Genomic DNA, 16,523 nt, shown 5'->3' on the forward strand with positions numbered 1-16,523 from the left:
GCAAGCGGGCTCCCACAGGCATCGCACAGCCTTTGGCGGTTGTGCTGGCCTGTGGGGCCAGGCGATGTGATCAGGCCAATGCTTCGCGGCTGTTGCTGGCCACTTTGCTGTGGCGCAGTGTCGGCAGCAGGAAGGCGATTGCCAGCAGGCAGGCGGCTACCAGCATCACGAAGCCACCGTCCCAGCCGAAGTGGTCGACGGTGTATCCCATCGCTGCACTGGCTGCCACCGAGCCGCCGAGGTAGCCGAACAGCCCGGTGAAGCCGGCCGCCGTGCCCGCAGCTTTTTTCGGTGCCAGTTCCAGCGCCTGCAGGCCCACCAGCATCACCGGCCCGTAGATCAGGAAACCGATGGAGAACAGCGCGATCATGTCGACGGTCGGGTTGCCTGGCGGGTTCAGCCAGTACACCAGGGTGGCCACGGTCACCAACGCCATGAACACGATGCCGGTCAGGCCACGGTTGCCGCGGAAAATCTTGTCCGACATCCAGCCGCACAGCAGGGTGCCGGGGATACCTGCCCATTCATAGAAGAAATACGCCCACGAGGTGGTGTCGACGCTGAAGTGTTTGGCTTCCTTCAGGTAGGTCGGTGCCCAGTCCAGTACGCCATAACGCAGCAGGTAGACGAACACGTTGGCTAAAGCGATGTACCAAAGCATCTTGTTGCGCAGCACGTACTGCACAAAGATCTGCTTGGCGGAAAACTCCTGCTCGTGGCTTGCGTCGTAGCCTTCCGGATAGTCGTTCTTGTATTGCTCGACCGGCGGCAGGCCGACCGACTGCGGGGTGTCGCGCATGGCGGCAAAGGCGAACACCGCCACCAGCACGGCAACCGCTGCAGGTACATAGAATGCCGCGTGCCAGTCGTTGGTCCAGCCCAGGCCCAGCAGGAACAACGGGCCGATCAACCCGCCACCGACGTTGTGCGCCACGTTCCATACCGAGACCACGCCACCGCGTTCCTTCTGCGACCACCAGTGCACCATGGTCCGTCCGCTCGGCGGCCAGCCCATGCCCTGGGCCCAGCCGTTGATGAACAGCAGCACGAACATGATCGTTACGCTGGAGGTGGCCCAATGCGCGAATCCGAACACGAACATCACTGCCGCCGAGATCAGCAGGCCGAATGGCAGGAAGAAGCGCGGGTTGGAGCGGTCCGAGACCAGGCCCATGAGGAACTTGGACAGGCCGTAGGCAATCGCGATGGCCGAGATGGCCAGGCCCAGTTGGCCTCGGGTGTAGCCTTGTTCTTCGATGAGATAGGGCATTGCCAGGGAGAAATTCTTGCGCAGCAGGTAGTAGCCGGCGTAGCCGAAGAAGATCCCGGCGAAGATCTGCCAGCGTAGCCGGCGGTAGGTACTGTCTATGCGCTCGTCGGGCAGGGGTGCCCGATGCGCGGCAGGGCGGAAGAAAGCGAACATGTGAAGCTCCAGCTTTGTTATAGGTATGCGAAAGCGAATATTACATTTTCATTACAGAAAAAATAACGCTTTCCTTGGCTGGAATTTGTTGAATTGTGAAGCAGCGATCTCAGGCGATGACGCCAACCAGGCGGCCATCGCGCCCCATATGGTAGCGCTGCAGATCCTGCGCTAGCGTCAGGTGCCCGCTGTAATGAGCAAGCGCCTCGTTGCGCACGTCATCGATGCACGGGCTGCGTTTGGGGTCCCCCTGATAGCGCGCACTGAAATGCGTGAGTACCAGATTACGCACCCCTGCCATTTCAGCGAACTGCGCCACCGCCGCCGCCGTACTATGCCCGAACGTGTTACCACTGCGCTCGACGATGGGCTGGGTATAGGTCGCCTCATGCACCAGCACATCCGCGCCACTGGCGACCTCGGCGAGCAATGCCGGGTTGTCGTTGTCGCCACAGACGATCACTCGCCGCGGGGGCCGCGAGGCTTTCAGGTAGTCACGCGGCTCGAGCCGCTGCCCGTCATGCTCGACCACCAGGCCCTTGGCCAGGTAACCCCACAACGGCCCGCGCGGAATCCCTTCGGCCTCCAGCCGCTGAATGTCCAGGCGGGGTTCAGGGTTCAGTTCGGTAAACACGAAGCCAACGCTCGGCACCCGGTGCGACAGCTGCACGGTACTGACCTGGATGTGCTCGCTCTGCCACTGCCCCAGGCCCTCGACCGGCAACAGGCGCAGTTCGAACGGCAGGTAGGTTTCGCTGGCCGCCAGGCTCAGGCGCACCCAGTCCTGCAAGGCGGCGGGCAGGATCAGGTCGAGCGGCTCACTGCGCCCGCCCATCCCGGCGCTGGCCAGCAGCCCCGGCAGGCCGAAGCAATGGTCGCCATGCACATGGGTGATGAAGATGCCGCGCAGGTCGCGGACCGAGAGCGAACTGCGCAGCAACTGATGCTGGGTGCCTTCGCCGCAATCGACCAGGTACCAGTGCTTGCCGCTGGCTTCGATGACGGCGGTGGCGCTGACGTTGCGGGCTTTTGTAGGCACCCCCGAGGAGGTGCCCAGAAACTGCAGGTCCAATGTTTCGCTCCATGCGTGGGGGAGCCACACCTTAGACGGATTGCTGCAGGGCGTCGATGCTCAGGGCACGGCAGGGGCGTCCTGGCGCCAGATCAGCTTGCTGGTGTCGTAGCCCTGTTTTTGGGCGATCGCCACCAACTGCTCGCGTGTCTGGTCGGTGATTGCCGGCGTGCGCGACAGCAGCCACAAGTATTCGCGGTTGGGGTGGCCGACCAGCGCCACGCGGTAGTCCTTGTCGTGGTAAAGCACCCAGTATTCGCCTTTGGTAAGCCCCGGTGCCAGCCGGCTGAACCAGTTGTCGAAGCGCACCCAGAGCTTGTCTGTCTTGCCCGGCACCTGGGGTTCGGCGATGCCGTGGGCTTCATTCCATGCGCCGTCCTTTTCCTTGCAGCGGTTGGTTACATCAATGCGGCCATCCTCCCGCAAGCCGTAATGGGCTTCGGACTGCACGCAGTTGCGCTGGAAGAACATCGGCAGGCGCGCCAGCTCGTACCAGGTGCCCTGGTAGCGTTGCAGGTCGACCTGTTCGGTGGTCGGCGGGGAGCGGTGATCGTCGTTTGAACCGACGCAGCCCATCAGGGCCAAGGTCATGCAGGAAAACATCAGGGCCGTGCGCATCGCCATGGCAAACCTCCTGTCAGCGAGTGTGGGGCTCACCTTTGGTTCGATGCGGGCGGGGCGCAAAAGTTGTATTGACGATGCATGGCGTAAGGAATTGAGTGCCTGTGTCAGCTCAGAGCCAAAGCGAAAGAGGCTTTTCCTACAGCTGACTCAGAAACTTCCCAAGCAAATCCATGATGGGATTTCCCCCTGCACACGCTGTCAGGGAGACACCTCATGTATCTGGATTACCTGGTGCCCTCGTGGTTCCAGATCGAATCATGTATCACCGATCAGATGGGCTATCAGGGAGGCTCCCATTTCCGTACCTACCTAAACGAACCGGTCGCCTCACTGGCCCTCAACCTGCGTCGGGTTAGGGCTGTCGAGGCGGCCTTCAACCAGGCCGAGTGGCAAGCCGGCAGCATGCTGCGCCAGCGCTTTGCCGAGCTGGAAATCGCCAGCATCCTCGACGAGCTGCTCAAGGTGGTGCGGGAGATGGCGATGATCGTCGTCGGCAGCACCCTCACCGGCGGCGCGATTGGCGCCGGGATCGGGGCATTTGGCGCTGGTGCAGGGGCCATTCCTTTGGCCGGCGCTGGCGCGGCAATGGGGCTCAAGGTCAGTGGTTGGATACTTGGCGTGCTGGGGCTTGCCTCCATTGCCGAGTTTTTTCTCGAAGGGTTGCCGCGCATCGGTGAGTACTACCTTGACGGCATACGTATCGCTTGGGACGGGACACGGGACGAAGGTATCAACCCGTTCGGATCGGACGATCCGTTTGCCATTTCCAGAGCTGCCCATCATATCGCCCTGGGTCATGTGGAAGTCGTGGTTTTGCTGCTGGGCGCGATCGTATCGCACCTTACGCGCGGACGCGGCGATGCTCGGGTGCTGGCGCAAGAGATGGCGGCAAGCAGTAAAGGTGCGAGGCTGGGGCAATGGATGCTCAAGCATGAAGAGGGGTTGAAGAAACGGCCAGACTTGCAGGTGCCGGAGCGGCGCAAGGGAGGGCTGGGTGATCCGCATCCGAATCAAAAGAATCAGCCGAAGAAGGAGCCGCCTGAACACCACCCCGGCAGGATGGCATTGCATAATGTCGAATGCTTCAAAGCTGACAAAGTGCCGGAATACAAGGTGGGAGAATTCAAGCGGCAGCTGAGTGGTCAGGAGGATGGGCTCAACTGGATGACTATCGATGAGTTTCTGGAGAAGATCGAAAACCCAGAACAGCGAAATAAAGGGCTTGCTCAGAAAGCTCGAAGAAAGGAGTTGGAGATCATCCAGGAAAATTTTGAGAAGGAGCTAAGGAAGACCATGGGGCCTTTTGAAGCACAACAAGTTGCCATGGAAAAAGCTAGAAACAGAATGTCAGCCATAGCAGCGCTGCACAATCCAGACCTTGTCGCTGGAGGTAGAGACGTCATATCGGATTTCGGGGATCGCCAGATAAACTCCATAATAGGACCTCAATGGAAAACAAAGATACCCAATTTGAAGAAGGCCGCCGAAGCGGTGCCGCCCGAACTTAGAAGCTCAACCCGCATGAATGTCAAATTGCACAAATGCTGAGTCAAGGACATCAAGATGGATAAAATCTTTGCCAGGTTTATTGAGAATTTCGGTCATCCGATCGATCGCCGGGAAGTACCTTCCTCGACGATCGAAAAGTACAGGGGTAAGCTTCCCGCCAAGCTTCTGGAATACTGGTCTGAGCATGGGTGGGGAGGCTATGGCGAAGGGATTTTCTGGTTAGTCAATCCACATGAATATGAGGCAGTCGTTTCATCCTGGATAGCGGGCACGAAATTCAGCTCACACGATACCTACCATTTGATCGCCCGAAGCGCTTTTGGAGACCTGTATCTATGGGGTGAAAGAACTGGTTTTTCACTGGAAATTACAGGTGTCAGCGCTCGATACGCATTTTATAAAAATGAATTCACAAAAGATCAGCTAGAAGCTGAGCTCCAAGGGTTTTTCCTGTCAAGAAAACTCGACTCAAACGATTTCAATGATCTCTTCGAACCTGCTAGCGCAAAATTCGGAAAACTCAAGAATGATGAAATGTACGGCTTTTTCCCCGCCCTTATGTTGGGTGGCTCTGACCGCCTGGAGCACCTCAAGAAGGTCAGCGCCGTTGAGCATCTAGTTTTTCTTGCACAGCTGACAGACCTTAAACCTTACGCCTTCTCCAGTCAGCCAGATTGAAGGACCTATCTGCCCTGCACATGTACTCGCTGGCCGCAATCGCTATGTGCTGGCAGGTCGAATGAACCGGTCCGCACTTCGCCCACGTGCACATAACGAGCGATGACCACGCCCTTGGGCGTCACTTGCGAATACTTCAGGGTGAACGCCCCTGGCGCGGCATCGTCGCCAAACAGGCGCTTGCCACGGCCCAGCAACACCGGGTGAGTGAGCAACTGAAGCTCATCGACCAGTCCGGCGGCGAGCAGTTGCTGCACCACATTGGCACTGCCCTGGGTGAGCAGATCAGCACCATCCTGCTGCTTGAGGGCACGTACCGCCGCGACGATATCCGCACCCAGCGCGTGGCTGTTATGCCACTCAAGACTGTCCGGGTCATGGGTAGCGACATGCTTGGCCACGCTGTTGAACAGGTTGGCGATGGAGAATTCCTCCGTATCGTCTTTCACCTTCGGCCAGTAGCCGGCAAAGATGTCATAGGTGCGCCGGCCCAGCAGCAATTCGAAAGGTTGGCTGAACAGCGCCTGCATGGCCTGGCCGAACACTTCCTCGGCATGTGGCACCAGCCAACCGCCAAAGGTGAAACCGCCACTGGTGTCTTCCTGTGGGCCGCCGGGGGCCTGCATGACGCCGTCGAGGCTGACGAAGGCGGCTACGATGAGTTTGCGCATTGGGCTCTCCTGAAAGGCCAGTCGGGGGTGATGATTCACTTATGGTCGAACGGCACGCGGCGATTTCGACAGGGCATGCAGTCCCGTTTTTGGCACAAGCGCGGTCACCTGCCTGGGTTACCATCCACGCTGTGAACCCTTTCCCCACAGGAGTGCCGCCCATGACCGAGTACACCGCGTTCAAGGTCGAATTGACCGACAACATCGCCCATGTGCAGATCAACCGCCCGGAAAAGATCAACGCGATGAACGCGGCCTTCTGGGCGGAAATCGTCGAGATCTTCCAGTGGATTGACGACACCGATGCCGTGCGCGCAGTGGTGATCAGCGGTGCCGGCAAGCATTTTTCCGCCGGTATCGACCTGATGATGCTGGCGTCGCTGGCCGGGCAGATGGGCAAGGATGTCGGCCGCAATGCGCGCTTCCTGCGCAAGACCATCCAGCGCCTGCAGGGCTCCTTCAACGCCGTGGACAACTGCCGCAAGCCGGTGCTGGCGGCGGTGCAGGGCTACTGCATCGGCGGCGCCATCGACCTGATCTCCGCCTGCGACATGCGCTACTGCAGCCGCGATGCGCAATTCTCGATCAAGGAAATCGACATGGGCATGGCCGCCGATGTCGGCACCTTGCAACGTTTGCCACGTATCATCGGCGACGGCATGATGCGTGAGCTGGCCTTCACCGGGCGCAATGTGGAAGCCGACGAGGCGCTGCGCATCGGCCTGGTCAACCGGGTCTATGATGATCAGGCCGCGTTGCTCGACGGGGTCTTTGCCATTGCCCGCGAGATTGCCGCAAAATCGCCGATCGCCGTGGCCGGCACCAAGGAGATGCTCAGCTACATGCGTGACCATCGCATCGACGATGGCCTGGATTACATCGCCACCTGGAACGCCGCGATGCTGCAGTCCGAAGACCTGCGCGTGGCCGTGGCGGCGCACATGAGCAAACAGAAACCGACGTTCGCCGACTGACCGGGCCGGGGGACGCAGTAAAGGAACCCCCGACATGTCAGCTCGCTGGACTACCGCAGTACTCGACCCTCAGATCACCGGGGGGCTGGCTGTGGCCCGCAGCCCGGAAGGGTTCCTGGTGGACGCCAACGGTGCGCTGTTCCCCCGCGACTGGCTCAAGCGCCAGGACCTGGACGTGCTGTGCGAACACGGCATCGGCCACTTCGACGGCGAGCCGGTATTCCTGCTGGAGCTGCGCAGCGCTACCGAGGTGCCGGGCTGCAGCTGGCGCGGGCTGCGTGCATTCATGCTGGAAGGCGACTTCGACACCTACAAGGTGCTCGGCTATGCCGCGCAGATCGGCACCTGGGCCCGCGAGCACCGCTTCTGCGGCAGCTGCGGCCAGGCGATGACGCAGATCCGCTGGGAGCGGGCAATGTACTGCCAGCCCTGCGACCTGCGCAGCTACCCGCGCATCTCGCCGAGCATGATCGTGCTGGTGACCCGCGGCGACGAGATCCTGCTGGCCCGTTCGCCGCGCTTCGTCACGGGCGTTTACAGCACCCTGGCGGGCTTTGCCGAACCGGGCGAATCCGCCGAGGACTGCCTGGTGCGCGAGGTGCGCGAAGAGGTGGCGGTGGAGGTGCGCAACATCCAGTACGTCGGCAGCCAGTGTTGGCCGTTCCCGCACTCGATGATGCTGGGCTTCCATGCCGAATACGCCGGTGGCGAGATCGTCATGCAGCCGGACGAGATCGAGGACGCCAAGTGGTTCAGCGTCCATGACCTGCCGCCACTGCCGGCCGGGCGCTCCATCGCCCGCTATCTGATCGACCTTTATGTGGCGCGGCGGCTGGGCTGTGATACCCCTGCTTTACCGTCGTAGCTGCAGTGAGAAATGTTCTCCGACTAGGCGCAGGGCGTCGGCAATGGTCATTCCATTGCCAAGCCCTGCAACGACGGCGGAGGACATTTCTCGCGCAGATAGGGCGGCAAAGCAGGGGTATCACAGCCCATCAGGCCTGCCCGAACCAGTGCTGCCACGCTAGGCGCACGGTCAACGCCAGCACCACGGTGATGAACACCGGGCGGATGAACTTGCTGCCGCCACTGATCGCCGTGCGTGCGCCGAAAAAGGCGCCGACCATCACCGACAGGCCCATGCACAGGCCGACGATGTAATCCACCTGCCCGGAAATGATGAACACCGTCAGCGCCGCGATGTTGCTGATGAAGTTCATGCTGCGTGCCACGCCGCTGGCGCGGACCAGGTCGATGGGGTAGAGCAGCAGCGTGCTCACGGTCCAGAACGCCCCGGTGCCGGGGCCGGCTACGCCATCGTAGAAACCCAGGGTGAAGCCTTGGGGGAACTGCCATTTCTTCTTGATCGGCGCATCGGCGTCCAGCGGTGCCTTGGGCGTGCCACCGAACAGCAAGTAGATGCCACAGGCGAAAACGATCACCGGCAGCATCTTGTTCAGCCACTCGGCTGGCATGTAGTGGGCCACTACTGCGCCGATCGAGGCGCCGACCAGCGTTGCGAACAGGGCAGGGCGCCATTGCGCCGGGTGGAACAGCTTGCGCTTGTAGTAGGTGAAGCCAGCGGTGGCCGAGCCGAAGGTCGAGCTGAGCTTGTTGGTGCCGAGCACCAGGTGCGGCGGCATGCCGGCGGTGAGCAGCGCCGGGGTGGTCAGCAGGCCGCCGCCGCCGGCGATGGCATCGATGAAACCGGCGACGAAGGCGACCAGGGCGAGGATCAGCAGGGTTAGGGGTTCTACGGTGAGTTCGAAGGGCATGGGTGTCTGGCAGGCAGAGGGCAGGGCGTGCGGCAAATGGCCGCGCTGGAAGGGAGACATGGTAAGCCTGGGCGCAAACGGTTGCCAGTGCCGGCCTCTGTGGGAGCGGGCTTGCCCGCGAAGAGGCCGGTACAGCAAACCCTATCAGCTCTGGATGAACGCCAGCAGATCCGCATTGATCACATCGGCATGGGTAGTCGGCATGCCATGCGGGTAGCCCTTGTAGGTCTTCAAGGTGCCATTGGGCAGCAACTTGGCCGAGAGCGGTCCGGAATTCTCGTAGGGCACGATCTGGTCATCATCCCCATGCATCACCAGCACCGGCTGTTTGATGCCCTTGAGATCCTCGGTGAAATCCGTCTGCGAGAACGCCACGATGCCGTCGAAATGCGCCTTGGCGCTGCCGATCATGCCTTGGCGCCACCAGTTGCCGATGATGCCTTCCGACGCCTCCACGCCCGGCCGGTTGTAGCCATAGAACGGCCCGGTCGGCACATCGCGGTAGAACTGCGCACGGTTGCTGGCGACCTGGGCCTGGAAGCCATCGAACACCGACTTCGGCAGGCCGCCGGGGTTGGCCGGTGTCTGCACCATCAGCGGTGGCACGGCGGCGATCAGCACGGCCTTGGCCACCGGGGCACCAGGGTGCCGCGCCATGTAGCGCACCACTTCGCCGCCACCGGTAGAGTGGCCGACATGCACCGCGCCCTGGGTGCCGAGGTGCGCGACCACGGCGGCGACATCGTCGGCATAGTGGTCCATGTCGTGGCCGTCCCACACCTGGCTGGAGCGCCCGTGGCCGCGGCGGTCGTGGGCGACCACGCGAAAGCCCTTGGCCAGGAAGAACAGCATCTGCGCGTCCCAGTCGTCAGCGCTGAGCGGCCAGCCGTGGTGGAAGTGGATGACCGGCGCATCGCGCGGGCCCCAGTCCTTGTAGAAGATCTGAACGCCATCCTTCGTGGTTACGTAGCTCATGGTCGTGCCTCCTCAGTGCAGGAACCGAAGTGAGCTATTGAGAATAGGAGGGATTTCGTTCGGTGTTGGAATTTGTAGTGGCAGTGCCGGCCTCTTCGCGGGCATGCCCGCTCCCACAGGTATCGCACAGGCCTTGAGGCTAGCGCAGGACCAGTGGGAGCGGGCGTGCCCGCGAAGAGGCCATCACCGATGTCACATGAACCAGCGATACTCCCGCGCACTGACTTCCTGCATGAACGCCAGATGGTCTTGGCGCTTGTTCTCGCAATACACCATCACGAACTCTTCCCCCAGTCCCTCGTTCACCGCCGGGTGGTTGCGCATGGCCGCGACTGCGCCGAGCATGTCCTTGGGGAAATCGATCCCGCTGCTGCGATCTTCGTTCAGCGGGGCAATGGGATCCTGCCCGGCATCCAGCCCATGCTCCATGCCGCACAGGATCGCCGCCAGCACCAGGTACGGGTTGGCATCCGCCCCCGCCAGCCGATGCTCGATGCGCAGGTTGCGGGCATCCGACTCGGGAATGCGAATGCACGCATCGCGGTCTTCGAAGCCCCAACTGGCGCGGCTGGCAGCATTGACCATGGCGCCATAGCGGCGGAACGCATTGTGGTTGGCGGCGAAGATCGGCATGCAGTGCGGCAGCAGCGCCAGGCAGCCGGCCACCGCGTGGCGCAGCGGGCGTTGCTGGTTGGCAGCCAACAGGTTGTTGCCGGCCTGGTCGTATAGGCTCACATGCACATGCATGCCACTGCCCGGCGCCTGCAGGTAGGGCTTGCTCATGAATGAGGCGCGCAAACCGTGCTTGAGCGCCACACCCCGGCTGCTGCGGCAGAACAGGGCGGCCCAGTCGGCGGCTTGCAGGCCGTCGTCGCAGTGGCCGAAGTTGATCTCGAACTGGCCGGGGCCCAGCTCGGCCGTGATGACGTTGGCATCCACACCTTGGGCGTTGGCGGTATCGACCATGTCGTGCAGCACCTCGCTGAAGCGCGACAGCCGTTCGATGTGCATGTTGGGCTGGTCGTCCGGGTCATCGCTGAGGGGATCGCGGGGGAATTGCGGCAGGCCCTGCTTGAGCGCGCGGTCGAACAGGTAGAACTCCAGCTCGAACGCCACCACCGGGCGAATGCCGCGTCGTTCCAGGCGCCGCAGCACACGGGCGAGCACCTCGCGGGGCTCGAACTCGATCGGCGCGCCAGTGCCGTCGGAGCTGATCAGCATCTGCCCCAGCGGCTCGCGCTCCCAGGTCACTGGCTTGAGCGTGCCGGGGATCAGGCGGCGGATGGCATCCGGGTCGCCGTCGTTGAAGCAGTAGTCGCCAATCGGGAACAGCCCACCTTGCACGCCCAATAGCACGCAGTTCTGCGGCAGTTTCAGCGGGCTGCCGGCGGCGACTTTTTCCAGCATGTCGATAGGGTAGCGCTTGCCATAGAAGTGCCCGGGGATGTCCAGGCTGAGCAGGTCGACATGGCTGACGTCGGGGTAGCGGGCACGGAATGCGCGGACTTCACTGAGCAGATCGGGAAAGCCTGTTGTTGTGGTCATGCTGTGCTCTCATCGGAAAACCCAGAGGACGCGGGTCGTCTGGTCGGTCAGGTTGGCGTAGCGGAAGTGGCGGTTGGGCGGCAGCTGGAAGCTGTCGTTGGGCGCGAGGGTCACGGCTTGCTCGTCCTCTGCCAGCCAGAGGGTCAGTTCACCTTCGAGGACGAAACCGCCTTGCTCGGAGCTGTCGTCCAGGTGCCCCTCGCCACTGCTGGCGCCGGGCGCCAGGTGGCTTTCGAGCATGGCGAAGCGGCCGTTTAGAGTGGGCGAGACCAGCACATCGCTGATGCCTTCGGCGTAGTAGATGGTGCGCCGCTCGCCGGGGCGGGTGACCCAGTCCAGCGCGGGTGGCTGGCTGGCCTGGTAGAAGTAGGTGGTCGGCACCTGCAGGGCTTCGCTGATCGCCGTGAGGTCGGCCACGGTCGGCTGCGACAGGCCGCGTTCGACCTGGGACAGAAAGCCCAGCGAGCGTTTGACCTTGCCTGCCAGCTCATCGAGGGTCAGCCCGCGGTGTTTGCGCAGGTCGCGGATCAGCAGGGCCAGGCCCTGGGCGTCTTCAGACATGATCGCGCATCCGGTACCAGGCCTTGGCTGCGGCTTCCAGCGGTGCGGCCAACAGGTCACCGCCCGGGAAGCGGCCGTTGTCGATGCCCTGGTACAAGGCCAGCAGGTCGTCGTCGCCGAGGATGGCATCGCTCACTGCCCGCGCGGCGGCCAGGGTCGGCAGCACGCCGTGGCCGGAGAAGCCTTGCAGCCAGTAGCGCTGGCCCTCGCGGCCGACGTCCGGGGTGCGCTGGATGCTGCAGTCGATGTGGCCGCCCCAGGCATAGTCGATGGCCACCCCCGCCAGTTGCGGAAACACCCGCTCCAGGTAGGGGCGGGTGGCGTTGGCGACGTCCTTGGGGATGCCACCCAGGTAGGTGCAGCCACCGCCGAACAGCAGGCGGTGGTCGGGGGTGAGGCGGAAGTAGTCGGGTACGAACTGGTTGTCGATCACGCAGCTGTTGCGCGGCAGCAGCGAGCGGGCGAAATCGGCATCCAGCGGCGCGGTGGCCACCTGGTACGAGCCGACCGGCAGCAGCCGGCGCGACAGGCCGCGGTCGAGGCGGTCGATGTAGGCGTTGCAGGCCAGTACCAGCACCCCGCAGCGTACCTCGCCATGCTCGGTGCGGGCCACGTAGCCGTTGGCGCCGGGCTGATAGTCGAGCACCTGGCTCTGCTCGAAGATGCGCCCGCCATGGGCCTCGATCGTGGCGGCCAGGCCTTGGGCCAGTTTCAGCGGGTTGAGGTGCGCGCCCCTGGCGTCGTACAGCGCGGCCTGGTAGCGCGGGCTGTCGATCCATTGCGGCAGCTCGTCGCGGCCGATCAGGCGCAGGGCGTCGTAGCCCCACTTGTGCTCGGCGTCGTGCAGGGCTTCTTCGAGCATCTTTATCCGCCGAGGCAGTACGGCGGTCCACAGGCTGCCAAGCCGGTAGTCGATGTCGAAGCCATGGCGCAGGGGCAGCTCGCGCATCTCGTCAGCGGCCCAGCACATGCTGTCCCACAGGCGCCGGGTGCGTTCCACGCCGAGCGCTTTCTCCAGTGGCGGCATGTCGCACGACCAGCCCAGCAGCGCCTGGCCACCGTTGCGCCCGGAGGCGGCCCAGGCGACGCGGCTGGCTTCCAGCAGGGTCACGCGCTTGCCGGCCAAGGTCAGGCGCAGGGCTGTGTGCAGGCCACTGAAGCCGGCGCCGACGATCAGCACATCGGTGTCGTGCGGGCCTTGCAGGGTAGGGCGCAGGGGGATGCTGGCGGGGTAGGTCTGGGCGTAGTAGCTGGCGACGTGCTGGGCGGATTGCTTGAACATGCCTTGGCCTCGTGAAATTTATTGTGGTTATTTTCATGAAAATCTAGCAGGTAATTTTCATGGCACCATGGCCGTTCGTCTTTCTCGATGGGTTGTATATGATCCGCAGGCCGCTCTGACAGGAGAACCCGATGCGCCGACTGCCTTCACTGACCGCCCTGCGTACCTTTGAATGCGCCGCCCGCCACGGCCATTTCGGCCGTGCTGCCGCCGAGTTGTGCGTCACCGACAGCGCTGTCAGCCACCAGATTCGCCAGCTCGAAGAGCAGCTCGGTGTCGCCCTGTTCGAGCGCGTCGGCCGCCAGGTGCGCCCCAGTGCCGAAGCCGAACGCCTGCTGCATCACCTGCAACAGGCCTTCGAGCTGATCGGCAAGGCCTGCGACGAACTGCGCGACCCGGCCTCGCAAGCGGTACTGCGGGTCGCGGTGACGGCGGAGCTGGCGCAGAAATGGCTGGTCGCGCGCTTGGCCGACTTCAGCAGCCGTTACCCGCACATCACCCTACACTTGCATGACCAGCCGATCGATGCCGGCGCCCCGGCGCTGGACGTCGACCTGGCCATCACCTACGGCACCAGCGCCCTGGACGCCAGCACCCACTTCGTGCGGCCACTGCCGCTGCTGCAGTTCTTCCCCGTGTGCAGCCCGGGCCTGTTCAACCAGGGCGGCCTCAAGCGCCCACGCGACCTGGTGCGTCACTGCCTGTTGCACGACGACCAGGATGGCCGCACCTGGACCACCTGGCTGGCGACCCATGCCGAGGACGCCTTGCCCACCCGTCAGCTGTATTTCCCCCATGCCGCGCTGGCGCTGGAGGCCGCGTTGCTCGGGCAGGGCGTGGCGATGGGCGACAACCTGACCTGCCAGGCCGACCTGCAGAGCGGCCGCCTGGTGCGCCCGTTCAGTGCCAGCGTGACGGCCCAGGGGCAGTACGCGCTGGTGTGCGAACGACTGCGCCTGGAGCGGGCACCGGTGGCCGACTTCATCGAATGGTTCATCGAACAGCTGGGCGATAGCTGAATTGAATTCAGCTATCGCTGAGTTTTCATCGTTGGATGCCGCAAGCGGGGCGGCGTAGCGTGCAGCCATCACTCACCGACACGAGGTTGACCCATGGCACGTTCGCTCATCACCACCCCAAAGGCCGATGGTTTCCGCCTGCCCGGCGAATTCGAGCGCAAGGCCGGCTGCTGGCTTGGCTGGCCAGAGCGCCCGGATGTCTGGCGCAACGGTGCAAAGCCTGCGCAGAAGGTCTGGGTCGAGATCGTCAGCGCGATCGCCTCCAGCGAGCCGGTCACGGTCTGCGCCTCCGCTGCCCAGTACGCCAACGCCCGGCGCCTGCTGCCACCGCAGGTGCGAGTGGTGGAAATGACCTGCAACGACACCTGGTTCCGCGACAGCGGTGCCTGCTTCGTGGTCAATGACAACAGTGGTGAAGTACGTGGCGTCGATTTCGAGTTCAACGCTTACGGCGGGCTCGATGGCGGCCTCTACTACCCGTGGGACAAGGACGACCAGATCGCCCAGAAGATCCTCGAGATCGAAGGCCTGGACCGCTACCGCGCGCCGCTGATCGCCGAGCTGGGCGGCATCCAGAGCGACGGCCAGGGCAGCCTGCTGACCACCGAGCAATGCCTGCTCAACCGCAACCGCAATGCGCACCTGGGCAAGGCCGAGGTGACCCGTCGCCTGGAAGACTACCTGGGGGGCGAGCAGGTGATCTGGCTGCCGCGTGGCTGCAAGTTCGACGAAACCGATGGCCACGTCGATGACCTGGCCTGCTTTGTGCGCCCCGGAGAAGTGGTGCTGCAATGGACCGACAACTGTGACGACCCGCAGTGGGAAATCTACCAGGAGGCCTACGACATCCTGCGCAGCACCCGCGATGCCCGTGGCCGTGAACTGAAGGTGCACAAGCTGCCACAGCCCGATGTGCTGCAATGGACAGCCGAAGAGGCCGCTGGGCTGGACCAGGTCGAAGGCACTCATCTGCGCGAGGCAGGCACCCAAATTTGTGCTTCGTACATCAATTACTACGCGGGCAATTCGGCCATCGTCGTGCCGCTGTTTGGCGACCGCAATGATGCCATTGCCCAGGCGACCCTGGCCGAGCTGTTCCCCGAGCACCGCATCATCGGTATCGAGAACTCCCGCGAGATTCTGCTCGGGGGCGGCAATGTCGCCTGCATCACCATGCCGCAATACGCTGGAGGCCGCCGCTGATGAAGCTGAGCGCACTCACCCTTGCGCTCGCCCTGGGTTGCGCCGCCTCGGCGGCCCAGGCTGCCGACGCACAACAGCCGACCGTCAACCTGTACATCTGGGGCGAGTACCTTGCCCCCGATACCTTGACCCAGTTCGAGAAAGAAACCGGCATCCGCGTGGTCGCCGACCATTTCGATTCGCTGGAAACCGCCGAGACCAAGCTGTTGACCGGTGGCAGTGGCTACGATGTGGTGCTCACCGCCGGCCAGCACCTGAGCCGGGCCATTGCCAGCGGTGCCCTGCAGCCGCTGGACAAAGCCCAGTTGCCGCACCTGACAGGGGTGGGTGAAGAGTTTCGCCAGCACATGGCCTTGTTCGACCCAGGCAACCGCTATGCCGGGACCTATGCCTGGGGCACCACCGGGGTTGGTTACCAGCAGCAGGCGGTGACGGCGCGCATGGGCGATGCACCGCTGGACAGCTGGGCGATGCTGTTCGACCCGCAGGTGGTGGCGAAATTCGCCGACTGCGGGGTGAGCCTGCTCAACGATCCCAATGAAGTGTTCGCAGCGGTGATGCGCTACATGGGCCTGGACATCAACCAGCAGCGCCTTGAGGACCTCAAGGCGGCAGAAGTGCAACTGCGCAAGGTGCGCCCGTACATCCGCTACTTCGACAATGACCGCAACATCAATGACCTGGCCAATGGCGAAACCTGCGTGGCGATGTCGTGGAACGGCAATGTGGCCATCGCCGAGGGGCAGGCACGGCAGGTGGGCAAGGCGTTTGAGCTGGACTACAGCATTCCGAAGGAGGGCACGCTGATCTGGCTGGATGCGCTGGTGGTGCCCAAGGATGCGCCACATCCGCATGCGGCATGGAAACTGGTGGATTACCTGATGCGACCGGATGTGATTGCGCCGATTACCGACACCATTCATTACGCCAATGCGATTACGGCGGCGGATGGGTTGGTGGACGCGCAGATCCGCAATGCGCCGGGGACCTATCCACCGGCTGAGGTGCGGGCGCGGTTGTATGGCAAGAATGATAATGGCAAGGCGTTCAACCGCGAGTTGACCCGGGCATTCAGCCGGTTGAAGAGTGGTGCCTGACAGAAGATTTGTAATGCCTGCACCGGCCTCTTCGCGGGGCAAGCCCGCTCCTACAGGAGTACGCAAATCCCTGTAGGAGCGGGCTTGCCCGCGAAGAGGCCAGTACAGACAACCC

The 16,523-nt window shown here is 63.1% G+C and carries 16 protein-coding genes; 7 read left to right on the forward strand and 9 right to left on the reverse strand.

The window, feature by feature from the left end; all coding sequences use genetic code 11:
- Positions 1-70: 70 nt before the first annotated feature.
- The 3 genes from glpT to C2H86_RS21140 form a co-directional block, all read right to left on the reverse strand.
- Positions 71-1,423: a glycerol-3-phosphate transporter gene (gene glpT, locus C2H86_RS21130; RefSeq protein ID WP_159409662.1), complete on the reverse strand. Its 1,353-nt coding sequence runs from the start codon at positions 1,421-1,423 to the stop codon at positions 71-73.
- Positions 1,424-1,532: 109 nt separating this feature from the next.
- Positions 1,533-2,495, reverse strand: a complete 963-nt coding sequence (locus C2H86_RS21135; protein ID WP_159409663.1) for a ribonuclease Z — start codon at positions 2,493-2,495, stop codon at positions 1,533-1,535.
- Positions 2,496-2,555: 60 nt separating this feature from the next.
- Positions 2,556-3,119, reverse strand: coding sequence for a lipocalin family protein (locus C2H86_RS21140; RefSeq protein ID WP_159409664.1), 564 nt, complete (start codon positions 3,117-3,119; stop codon positions 2,556-2,558).
- Positions 3,120-3,332: 213 nt separating this feature from the next.
- On the opposite strand from C2H86_RS21140, the gene C2H86_RS21145 reads away from it, so the two are divergent.
- The gene (locus C2H86_RS21145) at positions 3,333-4,667 is read left to right on the forward strand and encodes a DUF6861 domain-containing protein (protein ID WP_159409665.1); all 1,335 of its coding nucleotides are present in this window, start codon (positions 3,333-3,335) and stop codon (positions 4,665-4,667) included.
- 15 nt (positions 4,668-4,682) lie between these two features.
- Positions 4,683-5,306, forward strand: coding sequence for a GAD-like domain-containing protein (locus C2H86_RS21150; RefSeq protein WP_159409666.1), 624 nt, complete (start codon positions 4,683-4,685; stop codon positions 5,304-5,306).
- A 5-nt stretch (positions 5,307-5,311) separates the two neighbouring features.
- On the opposite strand, the gene C2H86_RS21155 is transcribed toward C2H86_RS21150, so the two are convergent.
- A complete protein-coding gene (locus C2H86_RS21155; protein WP_159409667.1) occupies positions 5,312-5,977 on the reverse strand; it encodes a dihydrofolate reductase family protein in 666 nt (221 codons plus the stop codon).
- Between the two features lie 161 nt (positions 5,978-6,138).
- Between C2H86_RS21155 and C2H86_RS21160 the strand changes: the two genes are divergently transcribed.
- Entirely contained in the window at positions 6,139-6,951 is an 813-nt protein-coding gene (locus C2H86_RS21160) for a crotonase/enoyl-CoA hydratase family protein (RefSeq protein WP_159409668.1), read from the forward strand.
- A 34-nt stretch (positions 6,952-6,985) separates the two neighbouring features.
- On the forward strand, positions 6,986-7,816 hold the full coding sequence (nudC, locus tag C2H86_RS21165; protein ID WP_159409669.1) for an NAD(+) diphosphatase: 831 nt from the start codon (positions 6,986-6,988) through the stop codon (positions 7,814-7,816).
- Positions 7,817-7,946: 130 nt separating this feature from the next.
- On the opposite strand, the gene C2H86_RS21170 is transcribed toward nudC, so the two are convergent.
- The 5 genes from C2H86_RS21170 to C2H86_RS21190 form a co-directional block, all read right to left on the reverse strand.
- A complete protein-coding gene (locus C2H86_RS21170) occupies positions 7,947-8,726 on the reverse strand; it encodes a TSUP family transporter (RefSeq protein ID WP_159409670.1) in 780 nt (259 codons plus the stop codon).
- Between the two features lie 144 nt (positions 8,727-8,870).
- Positions 8,871-9,701, reverse strand: a complete 831-nt coding sequence (locus C2H86_RS21175; RefSeq protein ID WP_159409671.1) for an alpha/beta fold hydrolase — start codon at positions 9,699-9,701, stop codon at positions 8,871-8,873.
- 192 nt (positions 9,702-9,893) lie between these two features.
- Complete coding sequence (locus C2H86_RS21180; RefSeq protein ID WP_159409672.1) at positions 9,894-11,246, reverse strand: glutamine synthetase family protein; 1,353 nt, start codon at positions 11,244-11,246, stop codon at positions 9,894-9,896.
- A gap of 9 nt (positions 11,247-11,255) precedes the next feature.
- Positions 11,256-11,807: a helix-turn-helix domain-containing protein gene (locus C2H86_RS21185; protein WP_159409673.1), complete on the reverse strand. Its 552-nt coding sequence runs from the start codon at positions 11,805-11,807 to the stop codon at positions 11,256-11,258.
- Complete coding sequence (locus C2H86_RS21190) at positions 11,800-13,089, reverse strand: NAD(P)/FAD-dependent oxidoreductase (protein WP_159409674.1); 1,290 nt, start codon at positions 13,087-13,089, stop codon at positions 11,800-11,802. The genes C2H86_RS21185 and C2H86_RS21190 overlap by 8 nt, the downstream gene beginning before the upstream one ends.
- A 131-nt stretch (positions 13,090-13,220) precedes the next feature.
- Here C2H86_RS21190 and C2H86_RS21195 point away from each other — a divergent pair, with 131 nt between their 5' ends.
- The 3 genes from C2H86_RS21195 (at position 13,221) to C2H86_RS21205 (ending at position 16,408) form a co-directional block, all read left to right on the forward strand.
- On the forward strand, positions 13,221-14,108 hold the full coding sequence (locus C2H86_RS21195) for a LysR substrate-binding domain-containing protein (RefSeq protein WP_110631888.1): 888 nt from the start codon (positions 13,221-13,223) through the stop codon (positions 14,106-14,108).
- A 93-nt stretch (positions 14,109-14,201) separates the two neighbouring features.
- Positions 14,202-15,311, forward strand: coding sequence for an agmatine deiminase (aguA, locus tag C2H86_RS21200; protein ID WP_159409675.1), 1,110 nt, complete (start codon positions 14,202-14,204; stop codon positions 15,309-15,311).
- The gene (locus tag C2H86_RS21205; RefSeq protein WP_159409676.1) at positions 15,311-16,408 is read left to right on the forward strand and encodes an extracellular solute-binding protein; all 1,098 of its coding nucleotides are present in this window, start codon (positions 15,311-15,313) and stop codon (positions 16,406-16,408) included. The genes aguA and C2H86_RS21205 overlap by 1 nt, the downstream gene beginning before the upstream one ends.
- Positions 16,409-16,523: the final 115 nt, after the last annotated feature.

This window comes from Pseudomonas putida (assembly GCF_009883635.2).
GTDB classification, from domain to species: domain Bacteria; phylum Pseudomonadota; class Gammaproteobacteria; order Pseudomonadales; family Pseudomonadaceae; genus Aquipseudomonas; species Aquipseudomonas putida_W.